Here is an 18,711-nt window from a genome sequence, read left to right on the forward strand (position 1 = left end):
AAGTCATGGTCTGCCGTCATACCCGCCTGTAGCCTCGGTCTCAGGAGTTGACGATGGGGCCGAAATCAGTGCGGGTCCTGCTGGCCGAGCACAAGGAAGCCAAGAAGATCCTGGCGGAATTGGGATCGTTGCTGCCGTCCTCCGAGATTCTTCAGTCAGAGAGAAGGAAGGAAACCATGCCAATCACCGCTAGCAAGACCGTCCGCGAGCTGGCCGTCGAAGTGCCCAATGCCACCCGGGTGTTCGAAAAGCTGGGCATCGACTACTGTTGCGGAGGACACAAGTCGCTGGAAGAGGCCTGCGCGACGGCGAACACGTCCATCGACCGTGTCCTGCTCGCGCTGGAGCAGGGTGTGGACGCGGCTGTCCCTGCTGCCGAGCGCGACTGGAACGCTGCCCCGCTGAGCGCGCTGGTGGACCATATCGTTGACGAGCACCACGCCTACGTGAAAAGCGAAGTACCGCGGCTCCAGGCGCTGATCGCCAAGGTAGTCGGGGTGCACGGCAAGAACCATCCCGAACTGGAGCAGGTGCAGGTTGCGTTCGGCGAGCTGGGCAATGAGCTCGCCGCGCACATGATGAAGGAAGAGCAGATCCTGTTTCCCTTCGTGAAGCAGATGTCGAGCGGCAAAGGCTGCGGGCCGTCGTGCTTCGGCACCGTGCAGAACCCCATCCGGGTCATGATGATGGAGCACGACGGGGCGGGGGAGAAGCTGCGCGAGATGCGCCAGGCAACCCAAAACTACACGCTTCCGCAGGACTCCTGCTTCAGCTATGGCACGCTGTTCAGCGCGCTGGTGGAATTTGAGCAGGACCTGCACCAGCACATCCACCTGGAGAACAACATCCTGTTCCCGAGGGCGATCGCGCTAGAGCGGTAGTCCAACAGGGTTGCAAGCGGCATCCGAGGGGGCAATGCTGCCAGCAGACTTCACCCCTGCGCCGCCGCACCTTTCTGGTCAAGCCTTTCCGGACAGGTCAGTGAGGCGACGTCAGTTCTTCAGCACGCGTTTTCAGGAAGCGCACGAGCAGGGACAAGAGGAGCGGGAAAGCCGGAGCGCCTGTGCGAGCAAGCTTCTGGTGTGCGCCAGAGATCCAATTCAAGAGATGCCGTTCGAGGAACTCAGCTTCGGCGCGAGCCAGCGAGGTCCTGGTGTCTTCTTCCGATGCGTGCTGAGCGGTGTAGCGGACGGCAGCAAGGAATTCCAGTTGCGTGACGAGGTAGTCCGGGACAGCTTGGGACGGATCTGAGCGAAGCCCGAGAACCTCGTAGAAGCAGGCGTTCTCCAGCGCGATCTCCTGGGCTGGCCTGGTCTTGTCGTGAGCGGATTCGAAGAGAGCGACGGGCGGCTCGGGAATGCCGACATCGAAGAGCGCGATGTAGGCTGACTCGTACTCCTCGTAACTGGAAAACCATTTGAAGTCGGGGCATGCGCCTTCACATTCCAGCAGTTCCCACAAGCTGCGCAGAGCGGCGGGCGTTTCCGGCTGGGCGAGGAATTGAAAGCACCGAGGCGAAGGAGGCGCGAACAGGAAGGCAAAGAGCCGGTACAGATCTGTATCCGTCCAATCGAACGCGCGTAACGGGCTTTCGGCAACATCAGCAGTAGACATTGAATCCTTCCTGCTCGTTTATTCCAGCACCTGCCAGACGGAAAAGTACTTTCTGCCGTCGCGGTCCTTCTGGCTGCCATTCCAGACGGCGAAGGCTACCGGTGTGCCCGCCGGAAGGTCGGGCAGTTCGAACGTGACGGTCCATTGCCCGCGGTCGTAGTTGCCGGACGCGGGGAATCCTTGACCGGTGCGGCGAGTGGTTCCGCGGCCTTGCGCCTGCATCAACATGGCGCCGCGGGCTGAATTCCAGTAGTAGATCTCGACCGGATCTTCGGCATCGCCCATCTGCAGCGAAGGCGCAGCGGTGCTGGTCTGATGCTTGCCGGGGAACATGATCGCGGCGGCATCGAAGAAGCGGTCATCGGCCTCCGTGGGGACCTTGCGAAAGCGGGTCTCGGGTGGCGTGTCGGGAGGCTTTGGAAGCACCGCGGCGTCATTGGTCGCGTCACGCCACGATAGCTGTACGACCAGTCTGCCGGCGGCGCGGGCGGCGCGCACTTCCACTATCGACAATTCGGGGGTCGAGGGCTCGTCGGTATCGAAGAGAGGCGGGGTCCGGTTCAGGCCGACACGCTTGGCAGGGAACTGGCTCCACCTCGCCGGCGCAGCTGCCAGCAGGTCCTCCGCCTTGCCTGCAAAGGTTTCGACCGGTACGGATTGGCCCGCGCTCTGCTTTGCGCCTCCCTGGGCCGAAGAGCAGGCAGAGGAGAGTGCAATCAGGATCAGGATGGCGCAGTGACGGATTCGCATAGTGGCTCCTAGAGCTGGATCTGCACGAGTTGTGGCCGGATGCGGTAACGGGTCTCGGCGTCACGGCCGATCAGGAGCTGCAACAATTCGCTTCGGCCTCCCCTCTGGGCCAACGTCAACTCGGCTTCCAGGCGGATGATGATGTTCTTCACCTCTTCTCCGAACAAGTACACCAGGTGATCGAGCGGCAGGCGCGGATCATCGAGGATGCTCTTGCCATAATCCTCCCGCTTGGGAGGGTTGAATGGCGGCACGTAGAAGACGTTAGGCTGCGTGCCCTTCTCAGGAAAGAGCGGCAAGGCGATCTTGTGCACGAGGACGAGCTTGTGGACGGGCGATTCGGGATCGTCGAGCAAGCCGACGAACCGCAGCCGCCCCGGACATTGCGCGGCACAGGCATTGACCTCGCCCTTCTCCAGCCGGGGATAACAGAAGATGCATTTCTCCGATTTGCCCGTGACCTCGTTGAAATAGATCTTCTTGTACGGGCACGCCTTGATGCAGTAACGGAAGCCCTGGCAGCGATCCTGGTCGATGACCACGATCCCGTCTTCTTCGCGCTTGTAGATGGCCTTGCGAGGGCACGCCTCAAGGCACGCTGGATAAGTGCAGTGGTTGCAGATCCGCGGAAGATAAAAGAAATAATTCTCATCGGCGTTCATCCCGCCCACGTCTTCATCCCAGTTCACGCCGGACTCGGGGGCCGGGGAAGGCATAACTGGCTTGCGCTGGCCTTCGAAGAGCCGCTGCTCGTAGTCGTATTCCCATGCGTGGCCGTAGTCATCCATGGTGGGAAGAGGGCTAGGCTGGAGTTGACCATCTTTCCATCCGCCGCCGATGCGGTCCCACTGGCGGGGATAGCCGAGCCCGGGACGCGTCTCCACGTTGTTCCAGTACATGTACCCGGTGCCGTCCCGGTCGGTCCAGAGCTTCTTGCAGGCGATGGTGCAAGTCTGGCAGCCCAGGCACTTGTTCAGGTCCATCACCATCGCGTATTGATGTTTCGACATCGCGCCTCTCCTCAGACCTTGGCCTTCTCGACTTCTACCTTGATGTCGCGGTTATTCCCCGTCGGGCCCCAGTAGTTCAGGCGGAAATTGACGTGACCGTACTTGCCGATGAGTTGAGTGGGCTTGATCTTGATGTAGGTGAGGGATTGCCAGCCGCCTTGCTTGAAGCCGAGGTATTTCTCCCATCCGTGATACATGGTGACCCGTCCCGGCTTTTCACCGGGGAGGATCTGTAGCCGGCAGACGCATTGCCCGACGTCGTTGTGGATGCGGACCCAGTCGTTGTCTCTCAAGCCGCGCTTGCGGGCGTCGTCGGGATGCATGTAGACGATGGGACCGCCCCGCTGCAACCGCAGCATGGCGCGGTGGTCCCGCCAGGTGGAATGGATCGACCAGCGCCCGTGCGGCGTGTTCCAGTACAGCGGGTATTTCTCCGGAACAGGTTCCTTGAAAGTCGGCAGGGTCTCGCCCAGCTCGATGTACCACGGATGATCGATGTAGAACTGCTGCCGGCCGGTCAGCGTGCGCCAGGGACGCTTCTTCTCCAACTGGTGTTTGAAGGGCGTGTAGGCGATGCCGTCCTCGATATCGCTGGTCCACGACTCCGGATCGGTGGCCACGAAGCGCAGCGGCTTCTCCTGCAACTGCTGGTAGGTCATGCCCTTGGTCTCGACCGCGTTTGCCAGGATGAAGTTCACCGCCTGCTCGTCGGATTGGATTGCGCCCTTGCCGGTCCAATCGTGCTCCAGTTTGGTGAAGTCCCGGTTCCAGTCGAAGACATCGTCGTGGAATGGCTTTAGCCCTTTCTTGGCGGCGACCTCGGCCATTTTCTTCGCCAGCGCGCGGAAGATGTCCCAATCGGTCTTGCTTTCGAAAAGAGGCTCACAGGCCTTGCCGAAAGGATGGATGTAGCTGTGACAGTCGGTGGAGTTGATGTCCACCTTCTCGTAGTAGCTGGCGGCCGGCAGGACCACGTCGGAATAAAGCGCCGTGGTGTCCATGCGGTAATTGATGTCGACGATCAGGTCGAGATCTTTCCAGAGCGACGACTCGAGGATCTCGTTGCCTTTGGCCTGGTTCAGGTAGTTGGCGCGCCACACGATGAACGCGCGTGGCTTTCGGCCGTTCTTGGGCCACAGCGGCATCCAGCCGTTCTTTACCGATTCCTGGATGTACCAGTCGATGGACTTTCCGTTGTACAGGTGCGGGTCCTTGCTGGTGGAGTGGACGTAGCTCCACAGCGTCGTGTTCTGGAATCGCTGTTTCTTGCGTCCCTCGGGGAATGCAAGCTGGAAGAATCCGTGCTCCGGCCATATACGTTCCTGGCCGACGTAGTGGTTGAACCCGCCGCCGTTCTTGCCTGTGTTTCCGGTGAGCGCTACCAGGAGGATGAACGAACGGTTGATGAGGTCGTTGTGGAACCAGTGATTGGTCCCGGCGCCGTGGATGATCATCGCAGGTTTCCGCGTCCCCAGTTCCTGGGCGAAGAGTTCGATCTCGCGGGCAGGGAGGCCGGTCCGTTCGGCAACTTTCTTCGGGGTGTAGGCGGAGAGCTCCTGCTTGAGCAATTCGAAGACGGTCGTGACTTCCGCCATCGTTCCGTCCGCGAGCCGCACCTGGTACGTGCCGGTCAGGGCCGGATCGACACCGCTGAGCTGGATGGTCTTTTCGGCGGACCCCATGCTGCCGGAAACTGCCACCGCGCGCTGCTGCTTCGTGTCCCAATAATAGAAGATGTCTTCCTTGCCGCCGTTCTTGAGGTCGGACTCGCGCAGGAATCTCTTCTTCCCGGTGAGCACCAGCAGCGGCATGTCGGTCTGTTCCTTCACATAAGGCTTATCGATGAGGTCGTGGTCGATGAGGTGCTTCGCTACGCCGAGCGCGAGAATTCCGTCGGTCCCGGGGTTGATCCGGAGATAGAAGTCGGCGTGGATGGCGCTGGAGTTGAAATCCGGCGAGATGCAGACGATCTTGGCACCGTTGTAGCGGGCCTCATAGGCGAAGTGCGCGTCCGGGATGCGAGTCTGGGAGATATTTGACCCCCAGAGCACGATGTACTTGGAATTGAACCAGTCGGCGCACTCGCAGGCCTCGGTCTGCACGCCCCAGGTGAGCGGCTCCCCTGGCGGCAGGTCGCAGTACCAGTCATAGAACGAGAGGAAAACGCCGCCGATGTAGTGCGCCAGGCGCGATCCAGCACAGAAACTCACGGGGCTCATGGCCGGGATGACGCTGAAGAATGTGTTGGTGTCCGGACCAAAGTTATAGACGTTGTCCAGCAGCTTCTCTGCCACGAGCGTGAGGGCTTCGTCCCAATTGGCGCGGCGCCACTTGCCCTCGCCGCGCTCGCCGGTACGGATCAGCGGATACCGCAAACGCTGCGGGCTGTAAACGTATTCGGTGAAACATCCGCCCTTCTGGCAGCCGCGCGGGTTGTAGTCGGGCAGATCCGCGTTGATGCGCGGATAATCCGAGGCCTGCTCCTCCCGGACCATGACGCCATTGCGGACGTAGACCTTCCACGAGCACGATCCGGTGCAATTAGCAGAGTGGGTGGAGCGGACTACTTTGTCCCAGGTCCAGATCTTGCGGTAGAAATCCTCCCAGCCCCGATAGGGATAGCTGCGAAGCGGATCGAAGTCGCCGGTCAAGGTAGACAGGATGGGCTTTTCCTTGCGCGAACAGCCCGGCAACCCCAGAGTCGCCGCGGTCATGGCCGCGGTCTGGATGAAGCTCCGCCTGGTGAAGGGCTTGGTCGGCTTGCGCTTGTCGCTCATGGTCTGCCTCCGGAGGGAGCTGTTGAAGGACCGCTTCGCGCCATTTTCTGTTCCTTTATTGCGGACAGTCCGCGCAGGTGGGCGACGACGTCGGCAATGTCCTGATCGCTGAGCGCCGGCGCATCAGACCGTTGAAAGGCGGGCATTGCGGTGCCGACCCGGCCGTTGCGGATGGTCCAGATGATGAACTCGTCCGACGCAGACTGCTGGAAGACGGGATTGCCGATCTCCGGCGCGATCCCGCCTCGTCCGCCGGGACCGTGGCAGCCGGCGCAATTTTTCAGGAATAGAGGGTGCCCGCGTTGGGCATCTCCGCGAGCCGTGAGGGTTGCGACGGGCGGGGAAGCCGGAATGCCATTGCGCAGGTACTCGATCACAGCGCTGATCTCATCCGGCAGCAACCCACCGGCGTGCGGTCCCCAGGCCGGCATCTGCGTTCCCGGACGTCCCTGCTCGATGTTCGCCTGCAAGTAATCGCGGCTGGCGGTTGCGGCAAGAGATGCACCTCGGACGGCCGGGACGAAGCGATTGAACTTCTTGTCCCAGCGGCTGTATGCGCCATTGCCATGGCAGGCCGCACAGTATTGCTGGTAGACCTGCTCGCCCGTGAGCGGCGTGGGATGCAGAGCGCGGTACTTCTGCTCGATCTTGTCGGGCGCCAGGTAGCTTTCGGGGACGTCCCGCTTCCACTGGGAAAGCATGTACACGGTGAGAGCGAGGGCCTCCCGCCGCGTCACGGTGGGATTGCGCATCAGGCTGTCGGGCACCACCGCTCCTGGATCGCGGAAGTGGGCGAACTGCCAGTTCCACGTGGTGTGCGGCGGCTTGAGGTTGGTCATGATGAGCTGATGGCGCGTCTTCGCGCCTTCGTTGTCGAGCACCGGGCCCAGCACCCCGCCGCGCCCTCCCAGCTTGTGGCAGGAGCCGCAGCTCTTCTGCTGGTAAAGCTTCATGCCCGCAACCAGGAGCGGGATCTGCTCCGCAGGCAGTTTCTGCGCGTCGTGGCAGGTGACGCATGTTGCTTCCGTCATGTCCGGGGACAGCAGCGGGTAATCCCAGTAGACGTCCTCCGCCTTGGCCTCATCGAAAGTCATCGCCGCCCCCTGGCCGTGGTGGCAGACGGTGCAGCCGAAGCGGTCCACCGGATGCTTGTCGAGGATGTGGCCAGGATGCACGCGGTGCGGCAGCGGCACGTCCGTCATGCGCGGGTCGTCGATGCCATTGTGGCAACTGACGCAGCGATCCACCGCCCCCAGCGCCGGCACGCTGACTTGCTTCATCTCCATGCGGAACTTCGCCAGCAACTCGCGGCCGCGGGCGTCCGTCGCTTTCTGTTGGAGGATCTCGCGATACTGGCGCTGCACGCCCTTCCACTGGGCCAGATAGTTCTCGTGGATGGCGGCGCCTGCCAGGTACCCGATCGTCACCAGGCTCGCCAGCAGCAGGATCCAGCGATAAATCCGCGAAGGATCTTTCATCGCATCCTTCTCCCTAGTGCAGCGGCCACTGCGTGGGCCACCAGTAGAAGTGCCAGTTCGGCCCGCGGTGAACGGTTGCGAAGTAGGTCAGCAGCGTGAAGCCGACCAGGAAACAGGTGAACAGCGCTACGGCTGCCAGCCGGACCGAATCCCTGCGCCGAAGGACCCACAACGACCAAGCCGCAAAGATCAGGACCAGGAGCGAGCCCGGATTGATGGCGATGATCCAGAGCTGGTGGATGCTGGGGAACCAGTTGCGCAGCCAGCCGAAATTGACGGTGAAGGCGACCATCCCCACGGTCACTGCGACACTGAACAACACGGATTGCCAGAACACCGGCTTCTCCCGCGGTGTGCCGAACCATTCGCCCTCGCCTCCGGGACGGCGGTCGAGGAAGGGAATGAGTCCGAGCCCCAGCACCACCACAAGCGGGATCAGCAGTCCCCCGGTGAATGCGGAATAGGAAACGAGTTCCTGGATGCCAAGGAAATACCAGGGAGCTTTCGCCGGATTCTCCGGGATCGCGGGGTTGGCAAGCTCTTTGAGCGGCGCGTCGGAATAGAAGGCCAGCACCAGCGTGGTGGCCACGGTCACCATGAAGACCGACAGTTCCGCCCAGAACAGATGCGGCCAGCTCATGACCGTGTTTTCGGGTCCGCGGTTGACGGTCGGCCGCTTACCTTTGACCAGCGCCATCAGACCATACGTCTTGGTGGCTAACGGCTGGAATACTGGACGGCGCTCACCGCCCCATTCGGCGAGGCCACCCATGGGATCTTCCGGCTTTGCCAGACCTCCATCCTTGCGGATGCGCCAGAAGTGCACGCCTAACAATCCGACCAGTGCCACCGGCAGAACGAAGACATGTAGAACATAGAAGCGGATCAGCGCATCCTGGCCCACGAAGTTCGCGCCCAGCAACAGGCGTTTCTGGAATCCGCCGGGATCGAGCCACTTGGTGATCCCGATCGCGTCCGTCAGCTCGCGCGGCGAGTTGGCGATGTTCGAGCCGATGGTGATTGCCCAGTAGGCCAGTTGGTCCCACGGCAGCAGGTATCCGGTAAAGCTGAGGGCCAGGGTGAACACCAGCAGGCCCAGGCCCACCAGCCAGTTGAACTCGCGCGGCTTCTTGTAACTGGCAGTGAAGAAGACACGCGCCATGTGCAGCAGTACGACCAGGACCATCACCTGCGCGGCCCAGCGATGAATATTGCGGATGAACCGGCCGGTAGAGACCGTGAAGTGAATGTCCTTGATGGATTGGTACGCCAGATCGGTCGAAGGCTTGTAGTAGACCATCAGGAGAACGCCGGTGATGACGGTGAGCACGAAGCTCGACGTCGCCATCAGTCCCAGCCCGAAGGTGAGCGTCGGGCTCAGCGAACGCAGATGCACCCGCACGCTGTGGATGTGCAGGAAGAGGTTATGGAAGGTCGCCTGCGACTCTTCTCGCTCCGACTCCGGCACTTTCCCGAGTCGGAAGCAGGCGTCCTTGACCGTATGGGGGAGCGCTGCCAGGTTGTGCACGAATTCGCGGGTCGCGGTCTGTTCCACAGGAAGCCTCCTACACGCGGTACCGGGTGCCCGCCGGGATCTCACTGTCGGCGTTCACCACTAACTGTCCGTCCGCTGCCCGGCTGACCTCGAGCCAGGCCAAGGGGCGGGGCGCGGGTCCGCCCACTACATCGCCGTTCGCATCGAAGCGCGAACCGTGACACGGGCACGCGAATCCATCCTTCGAACGCCCCACCGCACAGCCCAGGTGGGTGCAGGTCGTGGAGATCGCGTAAAAACCGCCCGAATCATGGAACATCACCAGACCCTCTTCCGGGAAAGCGGTCTCGCTGCCCGAGGCAAACTGCTCCGGTGGTCCCACCTTGAATCGGCGCACTGGACCTGGCAGTACCGCTGGATTCGGCAACCGCAGTATCCCGGCGGCTGCCGTGCCCAGTGCGGCAAAGAAGCTGCCGATCGAAGCGAATGTCAGGAAGCTGCGCCGGCTTACGCGCGGCGGATCTAGACGGGACATGGCTTCCACTCCTTTGAAAAGCTGAATTGCTCCATGGTGATTGCCTTGGTCGGACAGCGTTCGGCGCACAGGCCGCAGCGGATGCACCGGTCTTCGTCTTTGAGGATGGCCGAGAGGTCCGTGGGGTCGAGCCCCAGTTCCCGGATCGCGGTCTCTATCTCCGGTGAGGGCGCGATGCGATCGGAAGAGACCAGCTTCAGGCACACCGTCGGGCAGACATCGACGCATCCGCCGCACAGGATGCAGCGCTCACCGTCGAAGATGGTGTTGATCCCGCAATCCAGGCAGCGGCCCGCCTCGGCGCCGGCCTGTGGCTCGTCATATCCGATTTCGACGAGCGCGTCAGGGCGTTTGAGGCGCTCTTCCGGGGGGAGCGTCGGAATGTGCAAGCGCGTCCGCCGCTCGTAGTGTTTTTCCCGGTGGTACGATTCGATCGGGATGTGGAACTGGACTTCGTCGGGCGCGATCTCCTTCCCGCGCAAGTAGCGATACACCGACCGGGCTGCCTGCTTGCCGCTCGCGATAGCGTGGATCATCAGGCGCGGGCCGTATGCGATATCGCCGGCGACGAACACGCCATTCGCGGAGGTCGCTCCCGTTGCCGGATCGTTCACGATCTGCTGTGGCGAGCGCATCTCGATGCCGTCGGTCGCGGGGTCCAGGAAGCTCAGGTCGGCGGATTGACCCACCGACAGCAGGACGGTGTCGCCTTCGATTTCGGTCATGACCGATTCGTCGAACTTGGGAGAGAAGCGCTTGTTCTCGTCGTACACCTGGGTGCAGCGCACGAAGCGGACGCCGCGCACGAACTTCTGCCCGTTGACCTCGCGCACCAGGACTTCCTTCGGGCCCCAACCGTTGTGACGCGCGATCCCTTCTTCCTGGCCTTCGAGGATCTCCACCGTGTCGGCGGGCATTTCCTCCAGCGATTCCAGGCAGGCCAGCTGCACCTCCCGGACCCCCGCCATGCGGGCGGCGGTTCGCGAGACGTCGTACTCCTCTTGCCGCAACACAGTCCGGGCAACGTCGTATGCAACGTTGCCGCCGCCGATCACGATGACGCGCTGGCCGAGTTCGACCTGCTTGCCAAGCGATACGTCGCGCAGGAAGTCCACGCCGCCCATGACGCCGATCGCTTCGGCGTTGGGGATGGGCAGCGCCCGCGACCGCTTCGCACCGCACGCGATGATCACCGCCGAGTAGTCGCGGCGCAGGTCGGCGAATGTGATGTCCTTGCCGACTTGCGTACTGCATCGGATCTCGACTCCGAGCGACTGGATGACCGCGACTTCCGCTCGGATCAGGCTCCTTGGGAGACGGTATCCGGGAACTCCGGTGTACAGCATGCCCGCGGGCTGCGGATCCATCTCGAAGATCGTGGGGCGGAATCCCATGAGCGCGAGATCATGCCCTGCGGCCAGTCCGGCCGGTCCCGACCCGATGATCGCGATGCGTTCTCCCGCAGGTTTGGGAAACTCCGCGTTCGTCAGGAATTCCAGAAGGTGGCTGAGTTCGTCGGCGTCGTCGCATTGCCGGCCCTCGGCATTGCTTCTCAGGTAGGGAGGAAGCTCGCGGCCCGGATCACTCCGCGCCTCGCTGCCGAACTTTTCACACACGATGCGCTTCAGAGCGCGTATGGAGATGGGCTGGTCGATGCTGCCGCGCCGGCACGCGGCCTCGCACGGAGCGCCACAGATGCGGCCGCAAAGCGAGGCGAGCGGGTTGGGACCGCGGGCGATCAGGTACGCGCGCTCGTAATCTCCTGCGGCGATCGCCCGGACGTACCCTCGGGCGTCCGTATGTACCGGGCACGCGTACTGGCACTTGATCTGTTCGCGCCAGTACTCGTTCCCTGCCACCCGGACTTGGTACTGAGTAGCGCCCATTCCCCGGCCTAAGTCGCGATCAGGCCCGATCGTCGCCCAAAGGCTAAGCCTCTCAAAAGACAGCAGCTATGACATAGGTCACAGATGATTGAGACCTGACATCTGGAGAATGAATGTCCCGGTTATAGCCTCCGTGGCCTCACCAAACCATTGCTGAATGTTGCAGTGCTGAATTCACGGTTGCTGCCCGACCCACCATTGAGTGAAAGGAAGGAGGAGATGCATTCTGGCTGGCAATCAAGAGTAGAAAGGACGCTTACGGGTTTAGCCCTTCAGCGTCCGTTTGGTTGCGGGGGGTGCCGCTCTTCTGCCCGATGGGATGACCCTGGAGCAGTGGGACGACGAGATGATCCGCGAGGCACTGCGGCGGGCCAATGGTAACAAAAGCCAGGCAGCGCGGATGTGGGGTCTGTCGCGCAACGCGCTGCGCTATCGCCTGTCGAAGATCGGCATCGAGGACGAGGAAAAGGAAAGTTAGGCCAGGTGGCCGAAAACCACCACCACTGGCCGAGGCCAGCCACTTCATCCTCGACGAACGCATTCTCGGCATTCTGTGCTTCATGAAAGCAAAGGGGTTGGGAGGCGCAGAATGGCGGCAAGTGTGGCCCGCCAACTGCTTCGCATATGTCCACGAATCCCTCGGTAACGGGGTTCCCGCGGGTCAGGGAGCCATGAAACCCATGTTTCTGCTGTCGGTCTTCTTATTTGGATCATTCACTGTTGTGGCCAGCGCGCAGGTGGACAATTTGCCCGGAGTGGCGCGTATCAGTCTTGTTCACGGCGATGTTTCGACGCAGCGCGGCGACACGGGTGACTGGGTGGTCGCGGCGCTGAATCAGCCGGTCGTCGCCGGGGACAAAGTGTCGACCGGAGACCCCTCCCAGGCCGAGCTGCAACTCGACCATGCGAACATCCTGCGCCTCGGCAACAACGCGCAGGCAAGGATCGCAACCCTGGAGCGGACGCAGATCCAGGTCCAGATCGGGCAGGGGCTCGCCTTCTTCACCGTCTTCAAGGATTCCGACGCCCAAGTCGAGATCGACACGCCGAACGTGGCCATCCGGCCTACTTCCAAGGAAGGCGTCTACCGCATCGAGGTGAACGGCAGCGAGACACAAGTGATCGTGCGCGAAGGAGAGGCCGATATCTCCACACCCCAGGGCAGCACCCGAGTGGAGAAGGGCCAGGCCGCAACTGTGCGCGGTACCGCCGACGAGGCGGGATACGTCCTCGCGGGCTCTCCTGCGAAGGACAGCTGGGATTCGTGGACCAACGAACGCGACAGAGTGATCCGCAACGCTCAATCGTGGAACAACACTAACCGCTACTACGTAGGAAGCGAAAATCTCGATGCCAACGGACGCTGGGTCAACGTGCCGGACTACGGTCTGGTATGGTCACCGGTCGTGGCCGCGGGCTGGGCCCCCTATCGCGACGGCCGCTGGGTCTGGGAGCCGTACTGGGGCTGGACGTGGGTCTCGAACGAACCGTGGGGATGGGCGCCCTATCACTACGGCCGCTGGTTCCTCTATGGAAGTTCCTGGATGTGGTGGCCGGGAGCGGTTGACGGCAACTATCGGCCGGTGTGGGCGCCGGCCTACGTGTCGTTCTTCGGATTCGGCGGCCACTTGGGAGCTTCCGTCGCTTTCGGATCGGTGGGCTGGCTGCCGATCGGTCCGTGTGATCGCTTCTTCCCCTGGTACGGGGAGTACGGCTCGCGCTTCACCGTGGTGAACGTCACCAACATCTCGAACATCAATCGCGGCGTCGGCGGAGTGGCCCCGCTGCACGACGGCAATCGATTCTCCAACCTGCGGCTGGCGGCGCGCAATGAGCGCGTTCGTCAGTCGATCTCGGCCGTTCCGGTGAATCGGTTCGGCACCGGGCGCACTGCGCCGACCGCGGTGAGCCGCGAGGCTTTTCGCGACGGGCGCATGATGACCGGGAATCTGCCCATCGTGCCGACTCGAGAGGGCCTTTCGGGGAACGATCGCAGGGCAAGCGCATCGATGCTGCGCGGAAACCAACCAGAGCGGTTCTTCACCAAGAAGCCGCCGGCTGCGTCGCCGCAGTCCCTCGACAAGCAGGCGGCGCAGGTGCAGGAAGCGATCCAGGGGCATGGCCAGTTCATTCCGATCAGGGCAGGCGCGCAGCTGGATCCGGCCGGCAAAGTGCGACCCATGCCCTCACGGAACAGCATGGAAGGAACCGTTCAGCCGGCTAGAAACGCACAGAGTGGACGCAGATCCAAGTCCCGGCCGGGCAGGGCCTCGCGTGCTGCAACGTCTTCGAGGACTCCGAAGGCGAGAACGACACGCCGAACGGCGACAGCGGCACACGGGTCTCGCGGAGCTACGGCACGCGCCGCGTCGAAGCCGGCCAGGGACCCTCGCACTTCAACGCCTGCAAGGGTTCCGAGGCCGAAGGAGAGATCGACACGCCGAGTGACGACCATGGCGCGTGGATCTCACGGAGCTTCAGCACATACCACACAGAGTTACCTGGAGTCGGCCGACCGCCAGATGGACAACGGCGATTACACAGCGGCAATCGCCAGCTCCAAACACGCTTTGCAGGTCGACGGGAATAACACCGCTGCGAAAGCCCGCCTGCAGCGCGCCCGTCGGGCGATGCAAGCGGAAAATGAGATCGCAAGCAATCGGAGGTGAACATGCGCGCTACGACGCTATTAGTCGGCTGCATTTTGTTATTCCTGGTGGGGAGTACCGCGGGTCAGACGAGAACGGCAAATAATGCCCCGCCGCCACTTTCGCTCGCCGACGTAGAACACGGTCTCAAGTCCGGAGTGCCGAACAAACGCATGGCTACACTGGTGAAAAAGTACTCAGTGGATTTCGAGTTGACCGATGAGGTCGAGGAGCAGCTTCGAGGTGCGGGAGCGAACGCCAAACTGATTCTGCAGATCGGCCGTTCGCGGGCCCAGGAAGACGGGAATCCAGTCGAACGGGTGACCGGACCTCTGGTCACTGCTCAGGAGCACCGGCCTGCAAACCAGCTTCACACGCAAACTCAAGCGGCGGCGAAGAAGCTACTCCAGCAGGCTGACAAGTACCGACTCGGTTCCGATGTGGACCGGGACGAAGCCAAAGCTGCCCACCTGTATCGCAAGGCAGCCGAGATGGGTAACGCAGAGGCGCAGACGAGATTTGCCGAGGCCTTGTTTGATGGACGTGGCGTGACGCCCGATCCGGCTAAGGCAGGGACGTGGCTGGAGAAGGCAGCGCACCAGGGCTACGCTCGGGCCGAGTGCGACCTTGGCGTGATGCTGAAAAATGGTTTGGGTACTGCTCAAGATCCTCCAAACGGGCTGCGCTACCTTCAGGCTGCGGCCAGTCAAGGCGATGCGTACGCCGAGGATTATCTCGGTCGATTCGCAGAGAGTGGTTTGACCAGTGATCCCAGCCCGAGCGAAGCCTATATGCATTACCTGAAGGCCGCTGAAATGGGTTCCGCGTGGGGAACATACAACGTTGCGAGAATGCACGAACATGGGATCGGCGTCGGCAAGAGCCCGGCCGAAGCACTGCGCTGGTACATGAAAGCCGCAACCATCCGGGATCCGGATTTGCTGGGTCAGTGGAGCGATCTTCGCTCTGAGGCCGGAGCCATAGCCGGCGCAAATTTCCGAATCGGTGACATGTATGCCGACGGCAACGGCGTCCCCAAGGAGAGCCGCGAGGCCGAGAGGTGGTACAGGCGCGGCGTGGATATGGAGTCCACGGCTGCACGGGCGGGATGGTCAATGGCGCAGGTTTATCTGGCGAATGCCTACCTCCAATCAAAAGGCGTTCCGCTGGACTACGGTGAGGCGATGCACTGGATGAGAAAGGCAGCCGAACATGGATATCGGCAAGCTCAAGTGAATCTAGGCTCCATGTATCGCGATGGGCAAGGCACGTCCCAGAATTACGGCGAAGCGATGCATTGGTACCGTAATGCGGCTGACCAGGGATCTGCGGTGGCAGAATGGATGATCGGTGGACTCTATTTTCACGGTTGGGGAGTGATACGCGATTTCACCGAAGCAGCGAAGTGGTTCAGAAAAGCGGCTGATGCGGGTGTCCCTGTCGCGCAATGGGACCTTGGCATGATTTATTACCACGGCTACGGCGTTTCGAAGGATCTTGAGACTGCTCGTGCATGGCTACAGAAGGCAGCCGATCGAGGTTATGCCCCCGCAAAAGACATGTTGGCCAACCTTGATGCGGCTGGCGATCCCAAAACTTCGAATGGCGCAGCTCGATCCGATGCCTCCCCGCGCCGCCAGCGTCAAGCAGAGGCGCGAGATACTTCGGGCCGTTGAGGGACCGATCGATCTGATCCTTTGCCGCATAAATCTGCTCGATCGTTTCGTTCGTCAACGCCCCTTTTCGATGCTGCTCGTCCGGATAGGATCCTGCAGATCGACCGAAATTATCTTTGGGGTACTCACAGTCGCTGAATTCGATCCTTCAGGAATCAGGCGCCTGGCCGAAAACCACCACAACTGGTGGTAACGGGCCACCGGAGCCCTGCGAATCGCCGCCTGTGCGAGATGTTTTGTCCAGCCTAACTTGCCAGGAACAATGCAGTTACCGAAATTGCGGCCGGTCACCCAACATTGGCATTCGGCCTGCATCTATTGGGGCAGAGTCTTGTCCCGAACAGGGTGAAGGTACATATGAAATTCAAGCTAATTGCAGCAATTCTAGGATTCTTGATCGCGATTCCAGGCACCGTCAGCGCTCAGAACCCGGACGACCAAGTGCCGGATCAAGATTCGCAAGTAGCCCAGGCCCCCAGCGTCCAAGTGCCGATGTCCCAAGAGCCCAACGACCAGGATTCCATGGACCAGGGTCCGATGAATCCGGGGTCGATGGGACAAGGCTCCAACGACCCAGGCTCCGGCGATCCGAGTTACAGCGCGCCGGCCCCCGATGAGACAAACGCCGGCGTTGCGCGCATCAGTCTGATCCATGGCGACGTCTCCACGCAGCGTGGCGATTCCAACGACTGGTCTGCGGCTGCGCTCAATGCTCCCGTCCTCGCGGGTGACCGCGTTTCGACCGGCGACAATGCGCGCGCCGAGCTTCAGCTCGACTACGCCAACATACTCCGCCTCTCTGAGCGTTCGCAGGCCAACATCACCACTCTTACCCACTCGCAGATCCAGATCCAACTTGGACGTGGAATGGCGAGTTTCTCCGTCTACAAGAACAGCGATGCGGACGCCGAGATCGATACGCCCAACGTTGCCATTCGTACCAATCGTCACGAATCCAGCTTTCGGATCATGGTTGCCGGCGATGATCGCACCGAGGTGATGGTTCGCACGGGCGAGGTGGAAGTCACCACCCCGCAAGGCGGCACCCGCGTGGGACCGGGCCAGTTCATTACCGTGCAGGGCACCGCCGATCAGGCGCAATACAAGATCAGCGACGCACCTGCCCGGGATGCCTGGGACCAGTGGAGCTCCGATCGCGACAACACCATCCGCAATGCGGCATCGCGGCGGCGCACCAACGACTACTACGTAGGAGCCGAAGATCTCGACGCCTACGGCACCTGGACGGAAGTTCCGGATTATGGTCCAGTGTGGCGCCCGACTGTTCAAGTCGGCTGGGCTCCTTATCGCGCGGGTCGCTGGGTGTATGAGCCTTATTGGGGATGGACCTGGGTTTCGTATGATCCGTGGGGCTGGGCGCCGTATCACTACGGCCGCTGGATGATGTACGACGGAGCGTGGGCCTGGTGGCCCGGTCCGGCCTACGGGTACCCGTATTACCGTCCGATCTGGGCGCCGGCTTATGTTTCGTTCTTCGGCTTCGGCGGTGGTTTCGGATTCGGAGTCGGTTTCGGCGGCTGGGGCTCGATCGGATGGCTTCCCCTTGGACCGTGCGACCGTTTCCATCCCTGGTATGGACGGCATGGCGGGCGGTTCGGCGTTGCCGGGTTCAACACTTTCAACCGTGGCGGTTTTGCTCCGCTGCACGGCGGCACGCGGTTCTCGAACGTGCAGCTTGCGCTGCATGACCAGCGTTTCCGCGGCGGGACGACTGTCTCAGCCAACCAGTTCGGCAGAGGCCGTATGAATGCTCAGCCAATGAGCCACGCGGCGTTCCAGAATGCTCGTTTCGCGACTGGCAGACTGCCCGTAACTCCGAGCCGGGAGAGCTTCTCGGCCAGCGGACGCTCGGCGGCTGCCTCCACGATTCCGAACCGGTCTCAGAATCAGCGCTTCTTCTCGGCCCGAGGTACCAGTGCAGCCGCTCCGCGCTCGTTTGAGCGAGGGCAGTCGCAGAACTCGAACTTCAACCGGCAGGATGGCAGCTCCACTGGAAACGGCCGCGAAGCTTCGAGGCCCGGAAACAGCAACTCGAACAACGGGTTTCAGCGCTTCGGCCAAAGTCCGGGAACGAGAGGCAATTCGAATGGTGGCTCGGCGCCAAGATCCGGCAACTCGGGTAGCTTCACGCCCTCTCGCCAGAGTAGCAACAGCAACGGTGGCGGCTGGCAAAAATTTTCGCCGATGCCACGGAGCTCATCGTCTGAGTCCAATAGGGCGGCCGGTTCGTACGGCACTTCCCGCAATTCGGGTTCAGAGGGCCGTGGCAACAGCGCATCCTCTCGTCCGCCCCTCAACATGAGGCAGCCGATCGTCACTCCGCGCTCTTCCGGTGGAGGCGCCTATAACAACGGACGTGCTGCTCCCAGCTACAGCGGCGCGCGTTCGGCGCCGAGCAGCCAAGGTGCTTATAGCGGTGCACGCCCGGCCCCCGATTACAGCGGCGGCGGACGTTCCGCTCCCAGCTACAGCGGGGCGCAATCGGCGCCGAGCAGCCGGGGTCCTTATAGCGGCGCACGCTCGGCCCCCGGTTACAGCGGCGGCGGACGTTCTGCTCCCAGCTCCAGCGGCGCCCGTTCGGCGCCCAGCAGCCGAGGTGCTTATAGCAGCGCACGCTCGGCCCCCGGTTACAGCGGCGGCGGACGTTCTGCTCCCAGCTCCAGCGGCGCCCGTTCGGCGCCGAGCAGCCGCGGTGGCGGGTCCTCGAAAGGCAGTGGCTCGTCGCACGGGGGCGGCGACGGCAGACGTGGACGGTAAATGGGTAACAATGTCCTACTTGGGAGCGACCTTGAAAGCACTGCAATTCTTTGAACGGGAAAAC

General features: G+C 62.1%; 13 protein-coding genes. 5 read left to right on the top strand and 8 right to left on the bottom strand.

Features of this window, described 5'->3' with window-relative positions; translation table 11 throughout:
- Positions 1-53 precede the first annotated feature (53 nt).
- Positions 54-881, top strand: coding sequence for an iron-sulfur cluster repair di-iron protein (gene ric, locus LAN37_09355; GenBank protein ID MBZ5647416.1), 828 nt, complete (start codon positions 54-56; stop codon positions 879-881).
- 97 nt (positions 882-978) lie between these two features.
- On the opposite strand, the gene LAN37_09360 is transcribed toward ric, so the two are convergent.
- The 8 genes from LAN37_09360 to LAN37_09395 are packed head-to-tail and all read right to left on the bottom strand — an operon-like array spanning position 979 to position 11,545.
- A complete protein-coding gene (locus LAN37_09360) occupies positions 979-1,614 on the bottom strand; it encodes a molecular chaperone TorD family protein (GenBank protein ID MBZ5647417.1) in 636 nt (211 codons plus the stop codon).
- Positions 1,615-1,632: 18 nt separating this feature from the next.
- Positions 1,633-2,364 carry a hypothetical protein gene (locus tag LAN37_09365; protein MBZ5647418.1) on the bottom strand — a complete coding sequence of 244 codons (732 nt, stop codon included), beginning with the start codon at positions 2,362-2,364 and terminating at the stop codon, positions 1,633-1,635.
- Between the two features lie 8 nt (positions 2,365-2,372).
- Positions 2,373-3,374 (bottom strand): 4Fe-4S dicluster domain-containing protein, encoded by a 1,002-nt coding sequence (locus tag LAN37_09370; protein MBZ5647419.1) that lies wholly within the window; start codon positions 3,372-3,374, stop codon positions 2,373-2,375.
- An 11-nt stretch (positions 3,375-3,385) separates the two neighbouring features.
- Complete coding sequence (locus LAN37_09375; GenBank protein ID MBZ5647420.1) at positions 3,386-6,151, bottom strand: molybdopterin-dependent oxidoreductase; 2,766 nt, start codon at positions 6,149-6,151, stop codon at positions 3,386-3,388.
- Complete coding sequence (locus LAN37_09380) at positions 6,148-7,629, bottom strand: c-type cytochrome (protein MBZ5647421.1); 1,482 nt, start codon at positions 7,627-7,629, stop codon at positions 6,148-6,150. Before LAN37_09380 ends, LAN37_09375 begins: the two co-directional genes overlap by 4 nt.
- Before the next feature lie 13 nt (positions 7,630-7,642).
- Complete coding sequence (locus tag LAN37_09385) at positions 7,643-9,157, bottom strand: cytochrome b N-terminal domain-containing protein (GenBank protein ID MBZ5647422.1); 1,515 nt, start codon at positions 9,155-9,157, stop codon at positions 7,643-7,645.
- Positions 9,158-9,194: 37 nt separating this feature from the next.
- Entirely contained in the window at positions 9,195-9,659 is a 465-nt protein-coding gene (locus tag LAN37_09390; GenBank protein MBZ5647423.1) for a ubiquinol-cytochrome c reductase iron-sulfur subunit, read from the bottom strand.
- Complete coding sequence (locus tag LAN37_09395; protein ID MBZ5647424.1) at positions 9,647-11,545, bottom strand: FAD-dependent oxidoreductase; 1,899 nt, start codon at positions 11,543-11,545, stop codon at positions 9,647-9,649. The genes LAN37_09390 and LAN37_09395 overlap by 13 nt, the downstream gene beginning before the upstream one ends.
- Before the next feature lie 319 nt (positions 11,546-11,864).
- Here LAN37_09395 and LAN37_09400 point away from each other — a divergent pair, with 319 nt between their 5' ends.
- The 4 genes from LAN37_09400 to LAN37_09415 all read left to right on the top strand — a co-directional run bounded on the left by LAN37_09400 (position 11,865) and on the right by LAN37_09415 (position 18,647).
- Positions 11,865-12,023, top strand: coding sequence for a helix-turn-helix domain-containing protein (locus LAN37_09400; GenBank protein ID MBZ5647425.1), 159 nt, complete (start codon positions 11,865-11,867; stop codon positions 12,021-12,023).
- A 193-nt stretch (positions 12,024-12,216) separates the two neighbouring features.
- Positions 12,217-14,214, top strand: coding sequence for a FecR family protein (locus LAN37_09405; GenBank protein ID MBZ5647426.1), 1,998 nt, complete (start codon positions 12,217-12,219; stop codon positions 14,212-14,214).
- A 2-nt stretch (positions 14,215-14,216) separates the two neighbouring features.
- On the top strand, positions 14,217-15,869 hold the full coding sequence (locus LAN37_09410; GenBank protein MBZ5647427.1) for a sel1 repeat family protein: 1,653 nt from the start codon (positions 14,217-14,219) through the stop codon (positions 15,867-15,869).
- A gap of 357 nt (positions 15,870-16,226) precedes the next feature.
- Entirely contained in the window at positions 16,227-18,647 is a 2,421-nt protein-coding gene (locus LAN37_09415; GenBank protein ID MBZ5647428.1) for a FecR domain-containing protein, read from the top strand.
- The last annotated feature ends 64 nt before the right edge of the window (positions 18,648-18,711 follow it).

It is taken from the genome of Terriglobia bacterium, from assembly GCA_020073495.1.
In the GTDB taxonomy this organism is placed as follows: Bacteria; Acidobacteriota; Terriglobia; order Terriglobales; family Acidobacteriaceae; genus JAIQFD01.

Bases quoted from the DNA above. Each gene is read 5' to 3' on its own strand.
- ric (MBZ5647416.1), top strand. From the start codon at position 54: ATGGGGCCGAAATCAGTGCGGGTCCTGCTGGCCGAGCACAAGGAAGCC.
- LAN37_09360 (MBZ5647417.1), bottom strand. From the start codon at position 1,614: ATGTCTACTGCTGATGTTGCCGAAAGCCCGTTACGCGCGTTCGATTGG.
- LAN37_09365 (MBZ5647418.1), bottom strand. From the start codon at position 2,364: ATGCGAATCCGTCACTGCGCCATCCTGATCCTGATTGCACTCTCCTCT.
- LAN37_09370 (MBZ5647419.1), bottom strand. From the start codon at position 3,374: ATGTCGAAACATCAATACGCGATGGTGATGGACCTGAACAAGTGCCTG.
- LAN37_09375 (MBZ5647420.1), bottom strand. From the start codon at position 6,151: ATGAGCGACAAGCGCAAGCCGACCAAGCCCTTCACCAGGCGGAGCTTC.
- LAN37_09380 (MBZ5647421.1), bottom strand. From the start codon at position 7,629: ATGAAAGATCCTTCGCGGATTTATCGCTGGATCCTGCTGCTGGCGAGC.
- LAN37_09390 (MBZ5647423.1), bottom strand. From the start codon at position 9,659: ATGTCCCGTCTAGATCCGCCGCGCGTAAGCCGGCGCAGCTTCCTGACA.
- LAN37_09395 (MBZ5647424.1), bottom strand. From the start codon at position 11,545: ATGGGCGCTACTCAGTACCAAGTCCGGGTGGCAGGGAACGAGTACTGG.
- LAN37_09400 (MBZ5647425.1), top strand. From the start codon at position 11,865: ATGACCCTGGAGCAGTGGGACGACGAGATGATCCGCGAGGCACTGCGG.
- LAN37_09405 (MBZ5647426.1), top strand. From the start codon at position 12,217: ATGAAACCCATGTTTCTGCTGTCGGTCTTCTTATTTGGATCATTCACT.
- LAN37_09410 (MBZ5647427.1), top strand. From the start codon at position 14,217: ATGCGCGCTACGACGCTATTAGTCGGCTGCATTTTGTTATTCCTGGTG.
- LAN37_09415 (MBZ5647428.1), top strand. From the start codon at position 16,227: ATGAAATTCAAGCTAATTGCAGCAATTCTAGGATTCTTGATCGCGATT.